The sequence below is a fragment of the Rhodopseudomonas palustris genome, from assembly GCF_003591005.1.
In the GTDB taxonomy this organism is placed as follows: Bacteria; Pseudomonadota; Alphaproteobacteria; order Rhizobiales; family Xanthobacteraceae; genus Rhodopseudomonas; species Rhodopseudomonas palustris_K.
On record NZ_QYYD01000030.1, the window covers coordinates 16,312 to 30,959 of the forward strand.

General features: G+C 65.3%; 16 protein-coding genes and 1 riboswitch. Of the genes, 9 read left to right on the forward strand and 7 right to left on the reverse strand.

Translation table 11 applies throughout. The features are described 5' to 3' along the window. Position 1: 1 nt before the first annotated feature. Positions 2 to 781 (forward strand): cobalt-precorrin-6A reductase, encoded by a 780-nt coding sequence (locus tag D4Q52_RS22565; RefSeq protein ID WP_182915413.1) that lies wholly within the window; start codon positions 2 to 4, stop codon positions 779 to 781. Here the strand turns inward: D4Q52_RS22565 and cobJ are convergent. From cobJ to tcuA, 6 genes are all read right to left on the reverse strand, one after another. Continuing rightward, a complete protein-coding gene (cobJ, locus tag D4Q52_RS22570; protein WP_119858823.1) occupies positions 748 to 1,509 on the reverse strand; it encodes a precorrin-3B C(17)-methyltransferase in 762 nt (253 codons plus the stop codon). The genes D4Q52_RS22565 and cobJ overlap by 34 nt on opposite strands. Continuing rightward, a complete protein-coding gene (locus D4Q52_RS22575) occupies positions 1,506 to 2,234 on the reverse strand; it encodes a precorrin-2 C(20)-methyltransferase (RefSeq protein WP_119858824.1) in 729 nt (242 codons plus the stop codon). The genes cobJ and D4Q52_RS22575 overlap by 4 nt, the downstream gene beginning before the upstream one ends. Continuing rightward, a complete protein-coding gene (locus D4Q52_RS22580) occupies positions 2,231 to 2,860 on the reverse strand; it encodes a precorrin-8X methylmutase (RefSeq protein ID WP_119858825.1) in 630 nt (209 codons plus the stop codon). The genes D4Q52_RS22575 and D4Q52_RS22580 overlap by 4 nt, the downstream gene beginning before the upstream one ends. Further along, positions 2,857 to 3,402: a hypothetical protein gene (locus tag D4Q52_RS22585; protein WP_119858826.1), complete on the reverse strand. Its 546-nt coding sequence runs from the start codon at positions 3,400 to 3,402 to the stop codon at positions 2,857 to 2,859. The genes D4Q52_RS22580 and D4Q52_RS22585 overlap by 4 nt, the downstream gene beginning before the upstream one ends. A 111-nt stretch (positions 3,403 to 3,513) precedes the next feature. Next, positions 3,514 to 3,718: riboswitch (cobalamin riboswitch) on the reverse strand. Positions 3,719 to 3,831: 113 nt separating this feature from the next. Further along, entirely contained in the window at positions 3,832 to 4,956 is a 1,125-nt protein-coding gene (gene tcuB / locus D4Q52_RS22590) for a tricarballylate utilization 4Fe-4S protein TcuB (RefSeq protein ID WP_119858827.1), read from the reverse strand. Continuing rightward, positions 4,943 to 6,265: an FAD-dependent tricarballylate dehydrogenase TcuA gene (gene tcuA, locus D4Q52_RS22595; protein WP_119858860.1), complete on the reverse strand. Its 1,323-nt coding sequence runs from the start codon at positions 6,263 to 6,265 to the stop codon at positions 4,943 to 4,945. The genes tcuB and tcuA overlap by 14 nt, the downstream gene beginning before the upstream one ends. 542 nt (positions 6,266 to 6,807) lie before the next feature. Here tcuA and fldA point away from each other — a divergent pair. Both fldA and D4Q52_RS22605 read left to right on the forward strand, forming a co-directional pair. Then, positions 6,808 to 7,290 carry a flavodoxin FldA gene (gene fldA, locus D4Q52_RS22600; RefSeq protein ID WP_119858828.1) on the forward strand — a complete coding sequence of 161 codons (483 nt, stop codon included), beginning with the start codon at positions 6,808 to 6,810 and terminating at the stop codon, positions 7,288 to 7,290. Beyond that, complete coding sequence (locus tag D4Q52_RS22605) at positions 7,269 to 7,700, forward strand: DUF2023 family protein (RefSeq protein ID WP_119858861.1); 432 nt, start codon at positions 7,269 to 7,271, stop codon at positions 7,698 to 7,700. The genes fldA and D4Q52_RS22605 overlap by 22 nt, the downstream gene beginning before the upstream one ends. Positions 7,701 to 7,818: 118 nt before the next feature. Here the strand turns inward: D4Q52_RS22605 and D4Q52_RS22610 are convergent, their stop codons facing one another. Next, positions 7,819 to 9,297, reverse strand: coding sequence for a pyruvate kinase (locus D4Q52_RS22610; protein ID WP_119858829.1), 1,479 nt, complete (start codon positions 9,295 to 9,297; stop codon positions 7,819 to 7,821). Between the two features lie 224 nt (positions 9,298 to 9,521). On the opposite strand from D4Q52_RS22610, the gene D4Q52_RS22615 reads away from it, so the two are divergent. From D4Q52_RS22615 to D4Q52_RS22640, 6 genes are all read left to right on the forward strand, one after another. Further along, entirely contained in the window at positions 9,522 to 9,869 is a 348-nt protein-coding gene (locus D4Q52_RS22615; RefSeq protein ID WP_119858862.1) for an ArsC family reductase, read from the forward strand. A gap of 192 nt (positions 9,870 to 10,061) precedes the next feature. Beyond that, positions 10,062 to 10,709 carry a hypothetical protein gene (locus D4Q52_RS22620; protein ID WP_119858830.1) on the forward strand — a complete coding sequence of 216 codons (648 nt, stop codon included), beginning with the start codon at positions 10,062 to 10,064 and terminating at the stop codon, positions 10,707 to 10,709. 191 nt (positions 10,710 to 10,900) lie between these two features. Next, entirely contained in the window at positions 10,901 to 11,656 is a 756-nt protein-coding gene (locus tag D4Q52_RS22625; RefSeq protein WP_119858831.1) for an ABC transporter ATP-binding protein, read from the forward strand. Next, complete coding sequence (locus D4Q52_RS22630; protein ID WP_119858832.1) at positions 11,649 to 12,395, forward strand: ABC transporter ATP-binding protein; 747 nt, start codon at positions 11,649 to 11,651, stop codon at positions 12,393 to 12,395. The genes D4Q52_RS22625 and D4Q52_RS22630 overlap by 8 nt, the downstream gene beginning before the upstream one ends. A gap of 51 nt (positions 12,396 to 12,446) precedes the next feature. Then, entirely contained in the window at positions 12,447 to 13,310 is an 864-nt protein-coding gene (locus D4Q52_RS22635; protein WP_119858863.1) for a branched-chain amino acid ABC transporter permease, read from the forward strand. 1 nt (position 13,311) lies between these two features. Next, a complete protein-coding gene (locus D4Q52_RS22640; RefSeq protein WP_119858833.1) occupies positions 13,312 to 14,283 on the forward strand; it encodes a branched-chain amino acid ABC transporter permease in 972 nt (323 codons plus the stop codon). Positions 14,284 to 14,648 lie beyond the last annotated feature (365 nt).

Sequence of the window (14,648 nt, forward strand, 5' to 3'; positions counted from 1 at the left end):
GATGCCTCGCTCCGACCAGCCTTTGCGCCTGTTGATCCTCGGCGGCACTGCCGATGCGAACCGTTTGGCCGCAGCCATCGCGGCCGAGCCGCGGATCGATGCCGTACTGTCGTTCGCCGGGCGCACCGAGGCGCCGAAGCTGCCGCCGATCCTGTCGCGCATCGGGGGCTTCGGCGGCGTCGCTGGCCTCGTCGATTACTTGCGCGCGGAGCGGATCGACCGCGTCGTCGACGCCACGCATCCCTTCGCTGCGCAGATGAGCCGCAACGCGGTGGAGGCCTGCGCTGCCGCCCGCGTGCCGCTGCTGGCGCTCGAACGCGCGCCGTGGCAGGCGCAGCGCGGCGATTGCTGGACCGAGGTCGATGATCTGCCGGCGGCTGCTGCCGCGCTCGGCGCCGCGCCGCGCCGTGTCTTTCTCGGCATCGGACGGCAGAACCTCGACCTGTTCGCCAAGGCTCCACAGCATAGCTATCTGGTGCGGCTGGTCGACCCGCCGCGCGGGCGGCTGCCGCTGCAGCAGGTCGAGATCGTCATCGCGCGCGGGCCGTTCGACCGCGCCAGCGATCGCGCGCTGCTCGAAGCGCATCGCGTCGACATCGTTGTCGCCAAGAATGCCGGCGGCGACGCCGCGGTGGCCAAGATTGAGGCCGCGCGTGATCTCGGGCTGCCGGTGGTGATGGTGCGCCGGCCGGCGATCCCGCCGCGCCGAACTGTTAGCAGCGTCGCCGAGGTGATGGATTGGCTCGCTCACGACAGCACTCCGACCGAGCGCGGCGTGTAGACGAAGCGCGTGCCGTTGCCGCGTTCGATGATGCGGGTCTGCGACGAGCCAATCATCACTACGGTGCGCATGTCGGCGCGCTCTGGTTGCGCTTCGCCGAGCGGCACGACGTCGATGCGCTGCTGCGGCGCGCTGACCGCTGTGGCGAAGATCACCGGGACCGAAGCAGGATGGATGCTTCGCAGCAGCGTGAAGGCGGCTTCGAGCTGCCACTGCCGCGCCTTCGAGATCGGATTGTACAGCGCGATGACGAAGTCGGCTTCGGCCGCGGCGCGCAGCCGCTTCTCGACCGTCTCCCATGGCTTGAGATTGTCCGACAAATTGATCGCGCAGAAGTCGTGGCCGAGCGGCGCGCCGATCCGCGCAGCGGCGGCGAACATCGCGCTGACGCCGGGCAGCACGCGGATCTCGAGATCGCGCCACGCCGGCTCGCCGGCCTCGACCGCCTCGAACAGCGCCGCCGCCATCGCGAACACGCCGGGGTCGCCCGAGGAAACGATAACGACGCGTCGGCCTTCTGCAGCCAGCTTCAGGGCGAACGCAGCGCGGTCGATCTCCTCGCGGTTGTCCGACACATGCCGGCAAACTTCTGGCCCGGCGTCAACGCGTGCCACGTAGGGTGCGTAGCCAACCAGGTCGGTCGCGGCGGCGAGGGCGGCGGTGACTTCCGGCGTGATCAGGTCCGGCGCGCCGGGCCCGAGGCCGACGACGATCAGCGAGCCGGTCATGGCCGTCGCCCCTGGCCGTGGACGAGGATCATCGAGAAGTAAGGCGCGTCATCGGTCGGCTTGTCGGCAAGGCGTAGTACCGTCTCGCCGGCCATCGCGCCGCGCTCGACATAGATCGCGCGATCGAGCAGGCCGACGTCCTGCAGGATACGCCGCACCTTCGGCAGATTGCGGCCGAGCTTCATGATCACCACCGCGTCGCCGGTGCGCACCACCTCGGCGAGCCGCTCCGCGCGCAGTGTCGCAGGGACCACGCACAGCACGTCGTCGCCGTAAGTAATCGGCGTGCCACTGGCGGTCCAGCACGCCGCCATGCCGGAAATCCCCGGCACCACGACGACCGGCACAGCGCCGACCAAGCGGTGATAGAGATGCATAAACGAGCCGTACAGAAACGGGTCGCCTTCACATAGCACGATGACGTCGCGGCCGTCTGCGACATGCGCGGCCAGCCGTGCGACACATTGTTCGTAGAAGCTGCGCAGCGTCGCCGCATAGGCCGGATCGTCGAGCGGAATCTCGGTCGTCACCGGATAGTCGAGCGGCTCTTCGACGACGTCGCTCGCGAGCAATCCGTCGACGATGGTGCGCGCATGGCCGGCGCGACCCGCTTTACGGAAGTACGCGACGACTTTGGCGGCGCCGACCAGGCGAGCCGCGCGCACGCTCATCAGGTCCGGATCGCCGGGGCCGACGCCCACGCCGTAGACGGTCGGCTTGCTCATTCGCGTTCGCTCGCCAGCGCGTTGATCGCCGCCGCCGCCATCGCGCTGCCGCCGCGGCGGCCGCGGACCACGACGCAGGGCACGGGCGCAGCTTCGAGCAGCGCCTCTTTGGACTCCGCGGCGCCGACGAAGCCGACCGGAATGCCGATGATCGCGGCGGGCTTCGGCGCGCCGGGCTCGGCCAAGATTTCGAGCAGGCGAAACAGCGCCGTCGGCGCGTTGCCGATCGCCACCACGGCGCCGTCCAGCCGCGCGCGCCATAGTTCGAGCGCGGCGGCCGAGCGCGTCGTGTTCATTGCGGCGGCGAGCGCGGGCACGCGCGGGTCGCTCAGCGTGCAGATCACCTCGTTGTCGGCCGGCAGTCGTTTGCGGGTCACGCCATTCGCCACCATCTGCGCATCGCACAGGATCGGCGCGCCGGCCCGCAGCGCGGCGCGGCCGGCGGCGACGAAGTCACCGCTGAACACGATGTCGTCGGCGACATCGACCATGCCGCTGGCATGAATGATCCGCACGGCGATGATTTCGGCATCGGGCGCGAAGCGTTCGAGCCTGGCCTCGGCGCGGATAATGGCAAAGGACTGCCGATAGATCGCGTCGCCGTTCGTCTCGTAGGCGTAATTCATCGCGCTTCTCCGCGGATTGGTTCGAGGACCGCGGCCGGCCCGTCGAGCCATGGCTCGATCGACAGGCCGGCAGACAGCGACAATTGGGTGAGCACCGCGCGGGCGGAGCGCGCATCCGGACGGCGGCAGAGCGCGCCGAGCCGGCGCAGCGTGGTGCGCGGCATGTTCGACAAGCCCTCCAACGCCGGATCGGTTTGGTCCGCACTGCCGACGATCGCGAGCGCGACATTGCGCGCCCGGGCCAGCTCGGCGAGGGGCGCGATGTCGCTCTGTCCGTCGCTTATGTCCGGCGGCAGGTGGATCAGAACACCGCGCGCAATGCCGATCGCGGCGCTGAGCTGCCCGATTTGATACGGCGAGAGGCGCCGCAGGTTGGCCATATACAGACCGGGCAGGTTGCGGCCTGCGCCGTGCCATGCCTGCGCATAGCGGGCCAGTTCGGCATCGGAACCGGCGATCACCACGAGATCGGCAGGGCGCGCAGTCGCGGACGCCGGATCGCATCCGCCGTGCTCGTCCGAGCTGACAATCGAGAGCGGCATCACGCCGTGTCCGTCGGTTGATCACCGCGCGTTGCGATGATGCGAAACCGGCGAACGGACCTGCACTCCGAACGGCCGAACTTCACCCCGGAACACCCCGCCCGGAATGGCGTCAATCAGCAGGCGACGGCAGGTCTCCTGGCTCACGGGTCGTCGCCAGCGCAGCCTTCCCGGAGAAATCCAGTGGCATGTTGCGATGGCTCGCCGTTCACAGTTGCGGGGGCAGCTTCGGCGCGCCGCATCCAGGCTGGATGGCGGCTTCCGATATTCCCTCTTAGTCCCGTCCGAAGACAGGAACCGTCGGCGCAGCGATGTTTGATCTGAAAACCGCAGGGTGTCAATCGAGCTTCGGATCGAGGCCGCGACCGCGACGTCTCGATTTTTTCGACCGCGCTTGCGATGGATCAAGACGAGCGTGGCAATCGCCAATCAGTCGCGGCGTTTGCCGGGAAGTCGCTTGGCCGCTTGTGCCTCGGCCGCGGCGCGCAGCAGCGCGGCTGCCCTGAACGGCGCGTGGATCGCCTTGGTGAACGGCAGCGCCATGAAGAAGCCAAACACCAGACCCAGATGCAGGATCAGCAGCCCGCCCATCGCCGCCGTGTCGCGCAGCCCCAGCAGGGCGAGCCCGCTGAGCGTGACGACGCCCAGCAGGATCAGGAACGCGACGTTGAGCTGCACTTCGTGGGGATCAGACGGCTGCTTGTCGGCACGGCGCTCGATCGTCAGCAGGCCGCCGATCCCGGCCAACATCGCGATGCCGCCGCCCGTGCCGAGCAGCACCGGCAGACTCGTCAATGGGTAGGGCGCGAGCCAGCCAAAGCTGTGGTGGTAGATCGATGCGGTGATGGTCGACAGCACGGTGCCGAGGAAGCCGGCGACCATGACGTGGTGGGCGATCCGGCGTTGCTGCGATGGGCGCTCGTCAACATCGTTGCAGCCCGGTCCGCCGCCGCCGAGATGGCGCAGCGTGACAATATCGCTCAGCGCCGGACGCAATGCGCGCAGGATCGCGCCCGCCGGCAGCGGCGGTGCGATCCCGCGCCAGTAGCGTAGCGTCGCCAGCGCGATGCACAGCACCGCCCACAGCAGCGACAGGCCGGCGGCGCCGGCCATCAACGGCCACGGCAGCACGCGATAAAACGCGCCCGGGCTGCCATCGCCGGTGAGCAACGCAGCGGGTGAGGTCGATAGCAAGACGGCGGTCAGCGTGAACAGCAGGGCCATGCCGACGACGAGGACGATGCTCAACATCGGCCGGAGGAAGGCGCGGCCCAGCGCAGAAGGCCACAGGTAGTCCGCGTAGGATTGCTGTCGTACCGCGGCCAGCGTCGCCGGCAGATTGATGGCGAAGGGATGCGGCGGCGCGTATTGGCAGGCGCTCCAGCAGCCGCGGCAGTTGTGGCAGAGATTGGACAGATAGCTCAGATCGCTGAGCTCGAAGCGATGCTGATTGTCGATCGCCGGGAACACCGGACACAGGCCGTCGCAATACATGCAGGCGGTGCAGATCCGCAGCTGCCGTTGGGCTTCCGCGGTGAGATCAACGGATGACATGGCGCGCGGCCTCCTCTCCGGCGAGGCGGCCGATCACGGCTGCCAGCGTAAGGCCGAGCCCGGCGAGATAGCCTCGGCGCAGCACGTTGGCGGCCATGATCATGCCGGCGGCGAACAGGGTGTCGTTGGTGCGACCATCAGTCCACACGACACGCAGCCGGTCGTCCACTGCGACGCCATGATGGACGAAAGTGATGCCGGCCCGCATCGGATAGGCGGCGAACGGCGCACGCGTGACCGGGCGCGCGCTGGTGGTCGGAGCGGCGTTGAACTCTGCCACCGCCGCTTCGAGCGTCGCCGGATTGCAGTCGAGCGCGGCGGCGAGAGCCGCGATCGACTTGGCCTCGATCGGCGCAAAGGCCTGCGGCGCGGCGCGTTGCAGCCCGTCGGCATCGAGGATGAGGTAAGCGGTCTGTCGATCGCACGCCGCGATCCGCGGGCCCCAGCGGGCATAGTGCGTCGGCTTCTGGCCGGCGCCGGCGGCGTCGATGCGCGCGCCGGAGGCGTCCACCACCATGCCATGGGGGATCGCGGTGATGCGGGTGACGATGCCGCCATCAAACCGCGGACCGCGCGCGTCGACGGCCACCATATGACACACGGTCGGATCGCCGGACGCCTGAGCGCCCATCGCAAGGAGACGATCGAGCAACCGGCCATCGGCATAACGCGTACCGCGGATCATAAGGCCGTCGCCCGCCGCGCCGTAATGCGTTGTGAGCCACGCGGGATCGGCGCCGGGACTGCCGGCGCAAACGATCACGCGGCGAGCCTGGATCGTCGCAGCATTTTCCCCGCCGCTGCCGAGATCGACTCTCCATCCGCTGGTGCTTTCGCGCAGGGCGGTGACAGAAGTGTCGTTGCTGATCATGATCCCCAATGCGGCTGCCGTCCGATACAGCGCGTTGATCATCGCCTTGCCGCCGCCAAGCGGAAACACGGTGCGACGCGAATAGGGCACGACGCCGAGCGACGGCGTTTGCATCGTCACGCCATTCTCCATCAGCCACGGCACCAGCGTTTCGGAGCCGGCGACCAGGCGTTCTGCCAAGGTGCGGTCGCCGACGCCCCCGGCGACGCCATCGAGTTCGGCGAGGAATTCGGCCGACTGATAGCTGCCGGGTGCGAACGGCGTCGGTTCGGGATGAACCACGCGGAAGTTCCGGGCGTGGCGCGCGTTCCCGCCACGCAGAGCGGCAGGCGCATTGTCGAGCAGGTGCACCGACGCCCCGATGCGCCTTGCAGCGATCGCCGCACACAGCCCGGCGATGCCGCCGCCGACGACCACGATCTGGTTCTCAGAATTCACCGCGCCCTCGGATGCCCCATTGAGCTGCGCATCGCTGGCGGGCCGCCGGACGAGGTTCCGCGGCAAACTGATGCTGAATATCGTCTTAGGACGCGCATTCGCCGACTTGTCAATCCGCGAAGGTAATCAGATCTTTTGTCCGAAGGTGGATAGCGGGGCCGGCAATCGGCCTTGCTGCGCGCCATTGAAGAATAGCGACCACCGAGAAATTGCGCCGCTCGACAGTTGACGATCTGCAATTTCGTTTAGATCGATGGCCGCCGGTGAACCCGACTCCGAGCCCATCGGTCGAGATCAACGTCGCTGGTATCGACGTATGCCGCCTGCACTTGGAATGGCGGGCGGTGGTACTTTCGTGTGGTGGGCCAGGATAGTTTTGAATTAGTCAATCACTAAGCTGAGTATTCTTTGCGCAGATGATAGTTATTTGAGTTTGAGGCGGTGGGTTCGCGACATTAGCGTTCGAGTACTTCATCACGAACAGATGGCGAAGCAGCCATGCCCATGCCGGCTGTCGTATTTTTTGCGAGCACCAGAGACCCATGAGCGTCAACGTTATTTTCGGTTCCGATGCCGGAACCACCAAGGCGGTCGCGAACCGCATCGCCAAGCACACCAATGGCCGTGCCATCGACATCAAGGCAGCGAGCCCTGCCGACTTCGAAAATTGTTCACTGCTGATCCTCGGGACGCCGACCTACGGCGCCGGCGATCTGCAGGCGGATTGGGAGGCGCATCTCGACAAGCTCACCGGAGCTCGGCTGGGCGGGAAGAAGGTGGCGCTGTTCGGTACGGGCGATCAGGTGAGCTATCCGGATTGTTTTGTCGATGCGATGGGCGTGCTGTACGATTTGGTCGTCGAGCAAGGAGCCACGATCGTCGGCTTTACCCCAACGTCGGGCTACGATCACACGGGGTCGAAGGCGGAACGCGATGGCCAGTTCGTCGGCTTGCCGCTGGATCAGGACAACCAGTCATCGAAAACCGAAAAGAGGATCACGGCATGGGTCAGCGGGCTGATCTGAGCAGCCCGGTGCTGCAGATCTTCAATCACCATCTTTACGAGCTTTCGAAAGGGATGCGCCCGCTGGCGTTGATGACGATGACGGTCGAGGCGGCAGCGCCGGTGATTGCCCGCCTTCAGAGCCGGGGCATCGCCCACCATGTCCATGAGGCATGCCCCGACCGCGTCAATGTCGTGTTCGGGAGCCGATTGGCGGTCCAGGTGGTAAGCAGCTTCATGGTCGGACCGTTATGCGGCTTGTCCGCCGAGCATGATTTTATGCTCGGCGTTCTGCTCGGTTATGATCGGGAGATGCAGTGCGTGCGTTTTCTCGAACGGCGAAGTGATCGCGCGGAGCCGGAAGACGCTTCGATGCGGTCGCTCGCGCAGACGTTCACCCTGCTCGAGGAGCCGAGGAGTCTAGCGCTCTAAGGGGGCCGGGTTGCGGCCGGCGCTTTTCAACCCAGGCGGCACGTCCGACTCCACCGCCGGATGCAAGCTTTCCCAGGCTGCCATTGGGCAAGTGGCGTCCGGCGCCATGGTGCAGCTGTCAGCCCCAGCTCTGCAGCTTGCGCAGCTGCGGCGTCTTCTTGTGCTGGTGGATGGCCATGCGGCCGAGCAGATTGTCGAGCTCGGTGATCGCCTTGAACAGATAAGGGCCCTTGTTGAGCATCACGCATTCGGCACGCGCCGCCATCGCGGCGTCGGTCATTTCGCCGCGCGATGGCGTGCCTTTCTTGACGAGCTGCTCGAGCACCTGCGTGGCCCAGATCACCGGGACGTGCGCGGCTTCGCCGATCCACAGGATCTCCTCCTGCATCTCGGCGAGGCGAGCGAAGCCGATCTCGACCGCGAGATCGCCGCGCGCGATCATCACCGCGGTCGGCTGCTGACCGGCGGCCTGCACCAGAATGTCGGGCAGGTTGGCGACGGCTTCCGGCGTCTCGATCTTCAGCACCAGCGCCAGCTTGCGCCAATCGTCGGGGCGGCGTTCGGCGAGAGCGGCCTGCAGCGTCTCGACATCGGCGACCGACTGCACGAACGAAAACTCGATGCCATCGGCGTGCTCGGCGACGAAATCGAGATCGTCGCGGTCCTTGGCGGTGAGGGCCGGAATGTCGAGCAGCGTGTCGGGGAAGTTGAGGCCCTTCTCCGGCTTCAGTCGCAGCCCCTTGTCGGAGGTGGAGGTGACGCGTCCGATCAGGCCCCATGCGGTTTTGCGTTCGATCCGGATGCACAGCTTGCCGTCGTCGACGAACACCCGGGCGCCGACCGCGCTGTTGATCAAGGGATCGCTCAGGGTGCATTCGATCGCGAAATGCTCCTCGGCGAGATCGATGCGGTGGAATGAGCCTTCAGCCACGATGGCGATCAGGTCGCCGGTGAGGATGCGCTCGCGGCCCTCTGGAACGCGCGCCGCACCGGTGCGGATTTTCGGGCCTGCGATGTCCATCAGGATCTTCATCCGGTGCCCGGTGGCTTCCTCGGCAACGTGGAGATGGTTGATCATGCGCTGCCACGCCGCGGCGTCGTCATGGGCGCAATTGATCCGCACCGCCTCCACCTTGCGTTCGGCGAGACGGAGCATGAAAGACGGGTCGTCGGCGGCCTCGCTCGGGCATGTGACCAGCAGGGCGGTGGAGCGGCCACTGGCCGGCGCGCCGAACAGTTCCTCGCTGCGCTGGGCCAGTTCGTGCTCACCGGCGAAGAATTGCCGTGGCGAGGGGCGCACCGTTTGAGGCTCGCCGCAGAGCTGGCTGAGCGTGGCGCGGACGGCATGCAGCGTCGGCATCACCCGGCTCTCCAGCCGGCCGAGCGACGACAGGCCGAGCGCCGCAAGCGAGCGCTGCAGAGGCCGTACATCGTGGCGGCGCAGCGCAAGATAATGCGCCAGATTGGCGGCGCTGGAGCCGAAACCCTGCCGCGTGATCTTGTCGGCCCAGGCTTCGATCCGCGGGCGGCTGTCCGCCTCGACGTCGGCGATCAGCCGGTCGAGCTTCTGCTTGAGGTGATCGATTTCGGTCGACATGGCGGGCTCGCTTGATCGGGCGCGGCCGGAACGAACCGCGTCAGCCCGCTCTAGGAGCCGTCGATGTAACGCCTGTGACAGCGAGACGGCCCGGGTCTGCGACCTTATGCGCAAGGCAACTGGCGCTGCTGCGGCTCCGTCCACAGCCGCCCGGGCTGCCACGCTTGACGGCGATGGCGCAGGTGGCCTGAATGCGCCATCCCTGTGAACCCAAGGCGCTCGCTTTGTCCGTCACCATATTCGGCATCAAGAATTGCGACACCATGAAGAAGGCGCGTGCCTGGCTCGACGCCCACGGCATCGCGTACGACTTCCACGACTACAAGACAGCCGGGATCGACAAGGCGCACCTGACGCGCTGGGCCGAGCAAGTCGGTTGGGAGACGTTGCTCAATCGCGCCGGCACTACCTTCCGCAAGCTGCCCGACGCCGACAAGGACGGGCTGACGGCGGCCAAGGCGATTGCCCTGATGCTGGCGCAACCGTCGATGATCAAGCGCCCCGTGCTGCAGAAGGGCACGAAGCTATTGGTGGGGTTCCGGCCGGACGCCTACGCCGAGGTGTTCAGCTAGGGCTTGATTTTGCGCCGGATTGGCGCATTTTTGTCGCCATGAGCAAACGTGAGACAGAGTCCGGAAAGTACGTGCGGTTCGTCGCGCCTACGCGGTCCAACCAGGCCGCGACCAAGGTTACGATCCTGCAGCCGAAGAAGCGGCCGACGTCTGCGTCCTTGAGCGAAATCCGCAAGGCAGTGCGCGAAGTTCATGGCGCGACGCGCAAATAGTCGTTTTGCCGACTACGACGCGAGCGTTTTCGTCAATTGCCCGTTTGATGCCAGTTATCGGCCGCTATTCGACGGCATCGTCTTCACGGTTATCCTGTGCGGGTTTCGGGCTCGCTGTGCCCTCGAAATCGACGACGGCAGCCAGACGCGCATCGACAAGATATTCGCGATCATCGAAGAGTGTCGCTACGGCGTGCACGATCTCTCTCGCACCGAGCTGGATGCGGTCTCTGGACTGCCGCGCTTCAACATGCCCCTGGAGTTGGGCATGTTCCTCGGAGTTAAGCGCAGCGGCCTCGACATCCAGAAGCGCAAGATCTGCTTGGTCTGCGACACCGAGCCGTATCGCTATCAGAAGTTCGTATCGGACATTGCCGGACAGGACATCCGTGCCCATGGCGGCGACGTCAAGAAGGTGATCCGCGCCGTGCGCGATTGGTTGCGGACCTGTTCGGGGAGGGCGCTGCCGGGCGGAGCGGAGGTGTATCGCCGCTATTGCCTGTTCGAGACTGCTTTACCAAAAATCTGCGTGAGCGCCGCAGTCGATCCTGCGGAACTCACCTTCGCCGACTTTAGCGTTTTCGTCGCCGAATGGCTAAAGCTCGACCTGGCCGAGAGAGCTTCGTGAGGCCCAACGGGAAGCTCAGCATAACCCCGGCGCTGGCCTGCATTGCATCTTGCGCACGGCTGGCGAATAGCGGCATAGTCCGCCGCAGATCGAGGGTCGGCGTGCCTGCCAGGGCGTGCGACACTCAACAGTAACAAGAATTCGGCCGCGGATGTGCCTCCGCCGCGTGACCGGGCAGGGGGAAGTGCTACTTGGCCGATGATATCATTCTCGAAACGCACGGGCTGACGAAGGAGTTTGCGGGCTTCTTTGCGGTTCGCGACGTCAATCTGCGCGTGCGCCGCGGGCATATCCACGCCTTGATCGGCCCCAACGGTGCCGGGAAGACGACGTGTTTCAATTTGCTCACCAAGTTCCTGCATCCGTCGGCGGGGAAGATTCTCTATAAGGGGCAGGACATCACCGCGACGGCGCCCGCCGACGTGGCGCGATTGGGGCTGGTCCGATCTTTCCAGATTTCGGCAGTGTTTCCGCATCTGACCGCGCTCGAGAACGTGCGCGTCGCGCTGCAGCGCCAGCACGGCCATTCGTTCGATTTCTGGCGCTCCAAGAGCGTGCTCGACCGCTACAATCAGCGCGCGCGCGAACTGCTCGACGACGTCGGCCTCAGCGAATTTTCAGACACGCCTGCGGTCGAAATGCCATACGGCCGCAAACGTGCGCTGGAGATCGCCACCACGCTGGCGCTCGATCCGGAGATGATGCTGCTCGACGAGCCGATGGCCGGCATGGGCCATGAGGACATCGACAAGATCGCCGCGCTGATCAAGCGGATCTCGGCGAAGTACACCATCCTGATGGTCGAACATAATCTCAGCGTCGTGGCCAATCTGTCCGACGTGATCACCGTGCTGACCCGCGGGCAGGTGCTGGCCGAAGGCCATTACAACGATCTGACCCAGGACGAGCGCGTCAAGGAAGCCTATCTCGGAGCGGGTCATGGTTGAGGCGACGACATTGGACCGGACCGCGCCCGCGGCCAGCGGCAACGTGCTGCTCAACGTGCGCGACCTGCAGGCGTGGTACGGCGAATCTCACATTCTGCATGGCATGAATTTCGAGGTGCGCACCGGCGAAGTGGTGACGCTGCTCGGCCGTAACGGCGCCGGCAAGACCACGACGCTGAAGTCGGTGATGGGCATCATCGGCAAGCGCACCGGCGAGATTACTTTCGACGGCCACGACATCAGTCGCGCCTCGTCCGACAGGATCGCCAAGCGGGGCATCGCGTTCTGTCCGGAGGAGAGGGGCATCTTCGCCAGCCTCGACGTGCGCGAAAACCTGATGCTGCCGCCGCAGGTGCGGCCGGGCGGATTGTCGCAGGATCAGATCTTCGAGCTGTTTCCCAATCTGCGCGAGCGGCTCAAGAGTCAGGGCACCAAGCTGTCGGGCGGCGAGCAGCAGATGCTGGCGATCGCCCGCATCCTGCGCACCGGCGCGCGCTTCCTGATGCTGGACGAGCCGACCGAAGGTCTGGCGCCGGTGATCATCCAGCAGATCGGCCACACCATCGCGCGGCTGAAGAAGGAAGGCTTCACGATCCTGCTGGTGGAGCAGAACTTCCGCTTCGCCTCCACGGTGGCTGACCGCTACTACGTGGTCGAGCACGGCAAGATCATCGATGGCTTCGCCAATTCGGAACTCGAAGCCAACATGGGCAAGCTGCACACCTATCTTGGCGTTTGACGCCGCTGACGTGACTTCTCGCTGAGAGCTGGAAAACCTATGTCGATCAATATCCAGGCCTTGTTGGCGCAGCTTCTGGTCGGGCTGATCAACGGCTCGTTCTATGCGCTGCTGAGTCTCGGCCTCGCCGTGATCTTCGGCATGCTGAACATCATCAACTTCGCCCATGGCGCGCTGTACATGATGGGCGCGTTCTGCGCCTATTTCCTGCTGAACCTGTTCGGTATCGGCTATTGGTGGGCGCTGATCCTGGCGCCGCTGATCGTCGGAGCGTTCGGCATGCTGATGGAGCGGACGCTGCTGCAATGGCTGTCGGGGCTGGACCATCTCTACGGCCTGCTGCTGACATTCGGCGTCGCGCTGATCATCCAGGGCCTGTTTCAGAATTATTTCGGCTCCTCCGGTCTGCCTTACGCGATCCCTGAAGAACTGCGCGGCGGCATCAATCTCGGCTTCATGTTCCTGCCGATCTACCGCGGCTGGGTCGTGGTGTTCTCGCTCGTGATCTGCCTGCTGACCTGGTACCTGATCGAGCGTACCCAACTCGGCGCCTATCTGCGCGCCGCCACCGAAAACCCGACGCTGGTGCGCGCTTTCGGCATCAACGTGCCGCGGATGATCACGCTGACCTACGGGCTCGGCGTCGGTCTCGCGGCCCTGGCCGGCGTGCTGTCGGCGCCGATCAACCAGGTCCGCCCGCTGATGGGCGCCGATCTGATCATCGTGGTGTTCGCGGTGGTGGTGATCGGCGGCATGGGTTCGATCATGGGCTCGATCATCACCGGCTTTGCGCTCGGCGTGATCGAAGGCCTGACCAAATATTTCTACCCCGAGGCCTCCAACACCGTGGTGTTCGTGCTGATGGTGCTGGTGCTGCTGGTGAAACCCTCGGGTCTGACGGGACGGACAACCTGACATGGCGACGATTACACAGACTTCCGTTCCCGCAACAACCCGCCGCCCGGTGCGCGACGAGATGATCGCCTTCGGCCTGATGACGGCCGTGCTGGTGATCGTGCCGTTCACGGGAGTGTATCCGTTCTTCGTGATGCAGGGGCTGTGCTTCGCGCTGCTGGCCTGCGCCTTCAACCTGCTGATCGGTTATGGCGGCCTGCTGTCGTTCGGCCACGCGATGTTCCTCGGCACGGCCGGCTATGTCACGGCCCATGCGCTGAAGGTGTGGGACCTGTCGCCGGAACTGGCCATCATCGTCGGCACCGCTGCCGCGTTTGCCCTTTCGATCGTTACCGGTCTGATCGCGATCCGCCGCCAGGGCATCTATTTCGCGATGATCACGCTGGCGCTGTCGCAGCTGCTCTACTTCATCTATCTGCAGGCGCCGTTCACCCACGGCGAAGACGGCATCCAGGGCATCCCGCAGGGCAAGATGTTCAAGGTCATCGACCTGCAGAACGCCACCACGCTGTATTTCGTGATCCTGGCGGGCTTCCTGCTCGGCTTCCTGATCATCTACCGGGCCATTAATTCGCCGTTCGGTGAGGTGCTCAAGGCGATCCGCGAGAACGAGCCGCGCGCGATCTCGCTCGGCTACAAGACCGACCACTACAAGTTGCTGGCGTTCATCCTCTCCGGCACGCTGGCAGGCTTTGCCGGCGCGCTGAAGGTGTTCGTAGCGCAGAACGCTTCGCTGACCGACGTGCACTGGTCGATGTCCGGCGAAATCGTGCTGATGACGCTGGTCGGCGGTCTCGGCACGATTTTCGGCCCCGTGATCGGCGCCTTCGTGATCATCGCCATGCAGCAATATCTCGCGGGCTTCGGCCAGTGGGTGACGGTGATCCAAGGCGTGATCTTCGTCGCCTGCGTGCTGACCTTCCGGCGCGGCATCGTCGGCGAGATCGGGCACTACTTTAAACGGTCGCTGTAAAGCGTTTTCGAGAACTGCGAACAGGCCGATCGCCACCACAATAAGCCGCCGCGCAACAGCATTGCGCGGCGGCCTTTGTTTGATCCGTGCCATGCGTGCCCGGAGCGCCTCGCCGATGGATTGAAGCGACGCCGTCTTCTCCACTGCGGAGCCGTTATCCCGAGCGGCGCGTAGCGCGTGTCGAAGGATCCGGCCAAGGTGCTTGCGGCTCATTCTTCGAGGTCCGCAGCGCGGCGCGGACCTCAGAGTCTGACTCAACACGCGAACTGAACGTTCAGGCTCTCTTTTTGATCGCTCAGTTTGCTGTCGACCTCCGTCATGGCCGGGCTTGTCCCGGCCATCCACGCCTTTTCCGGCGTTTCGTC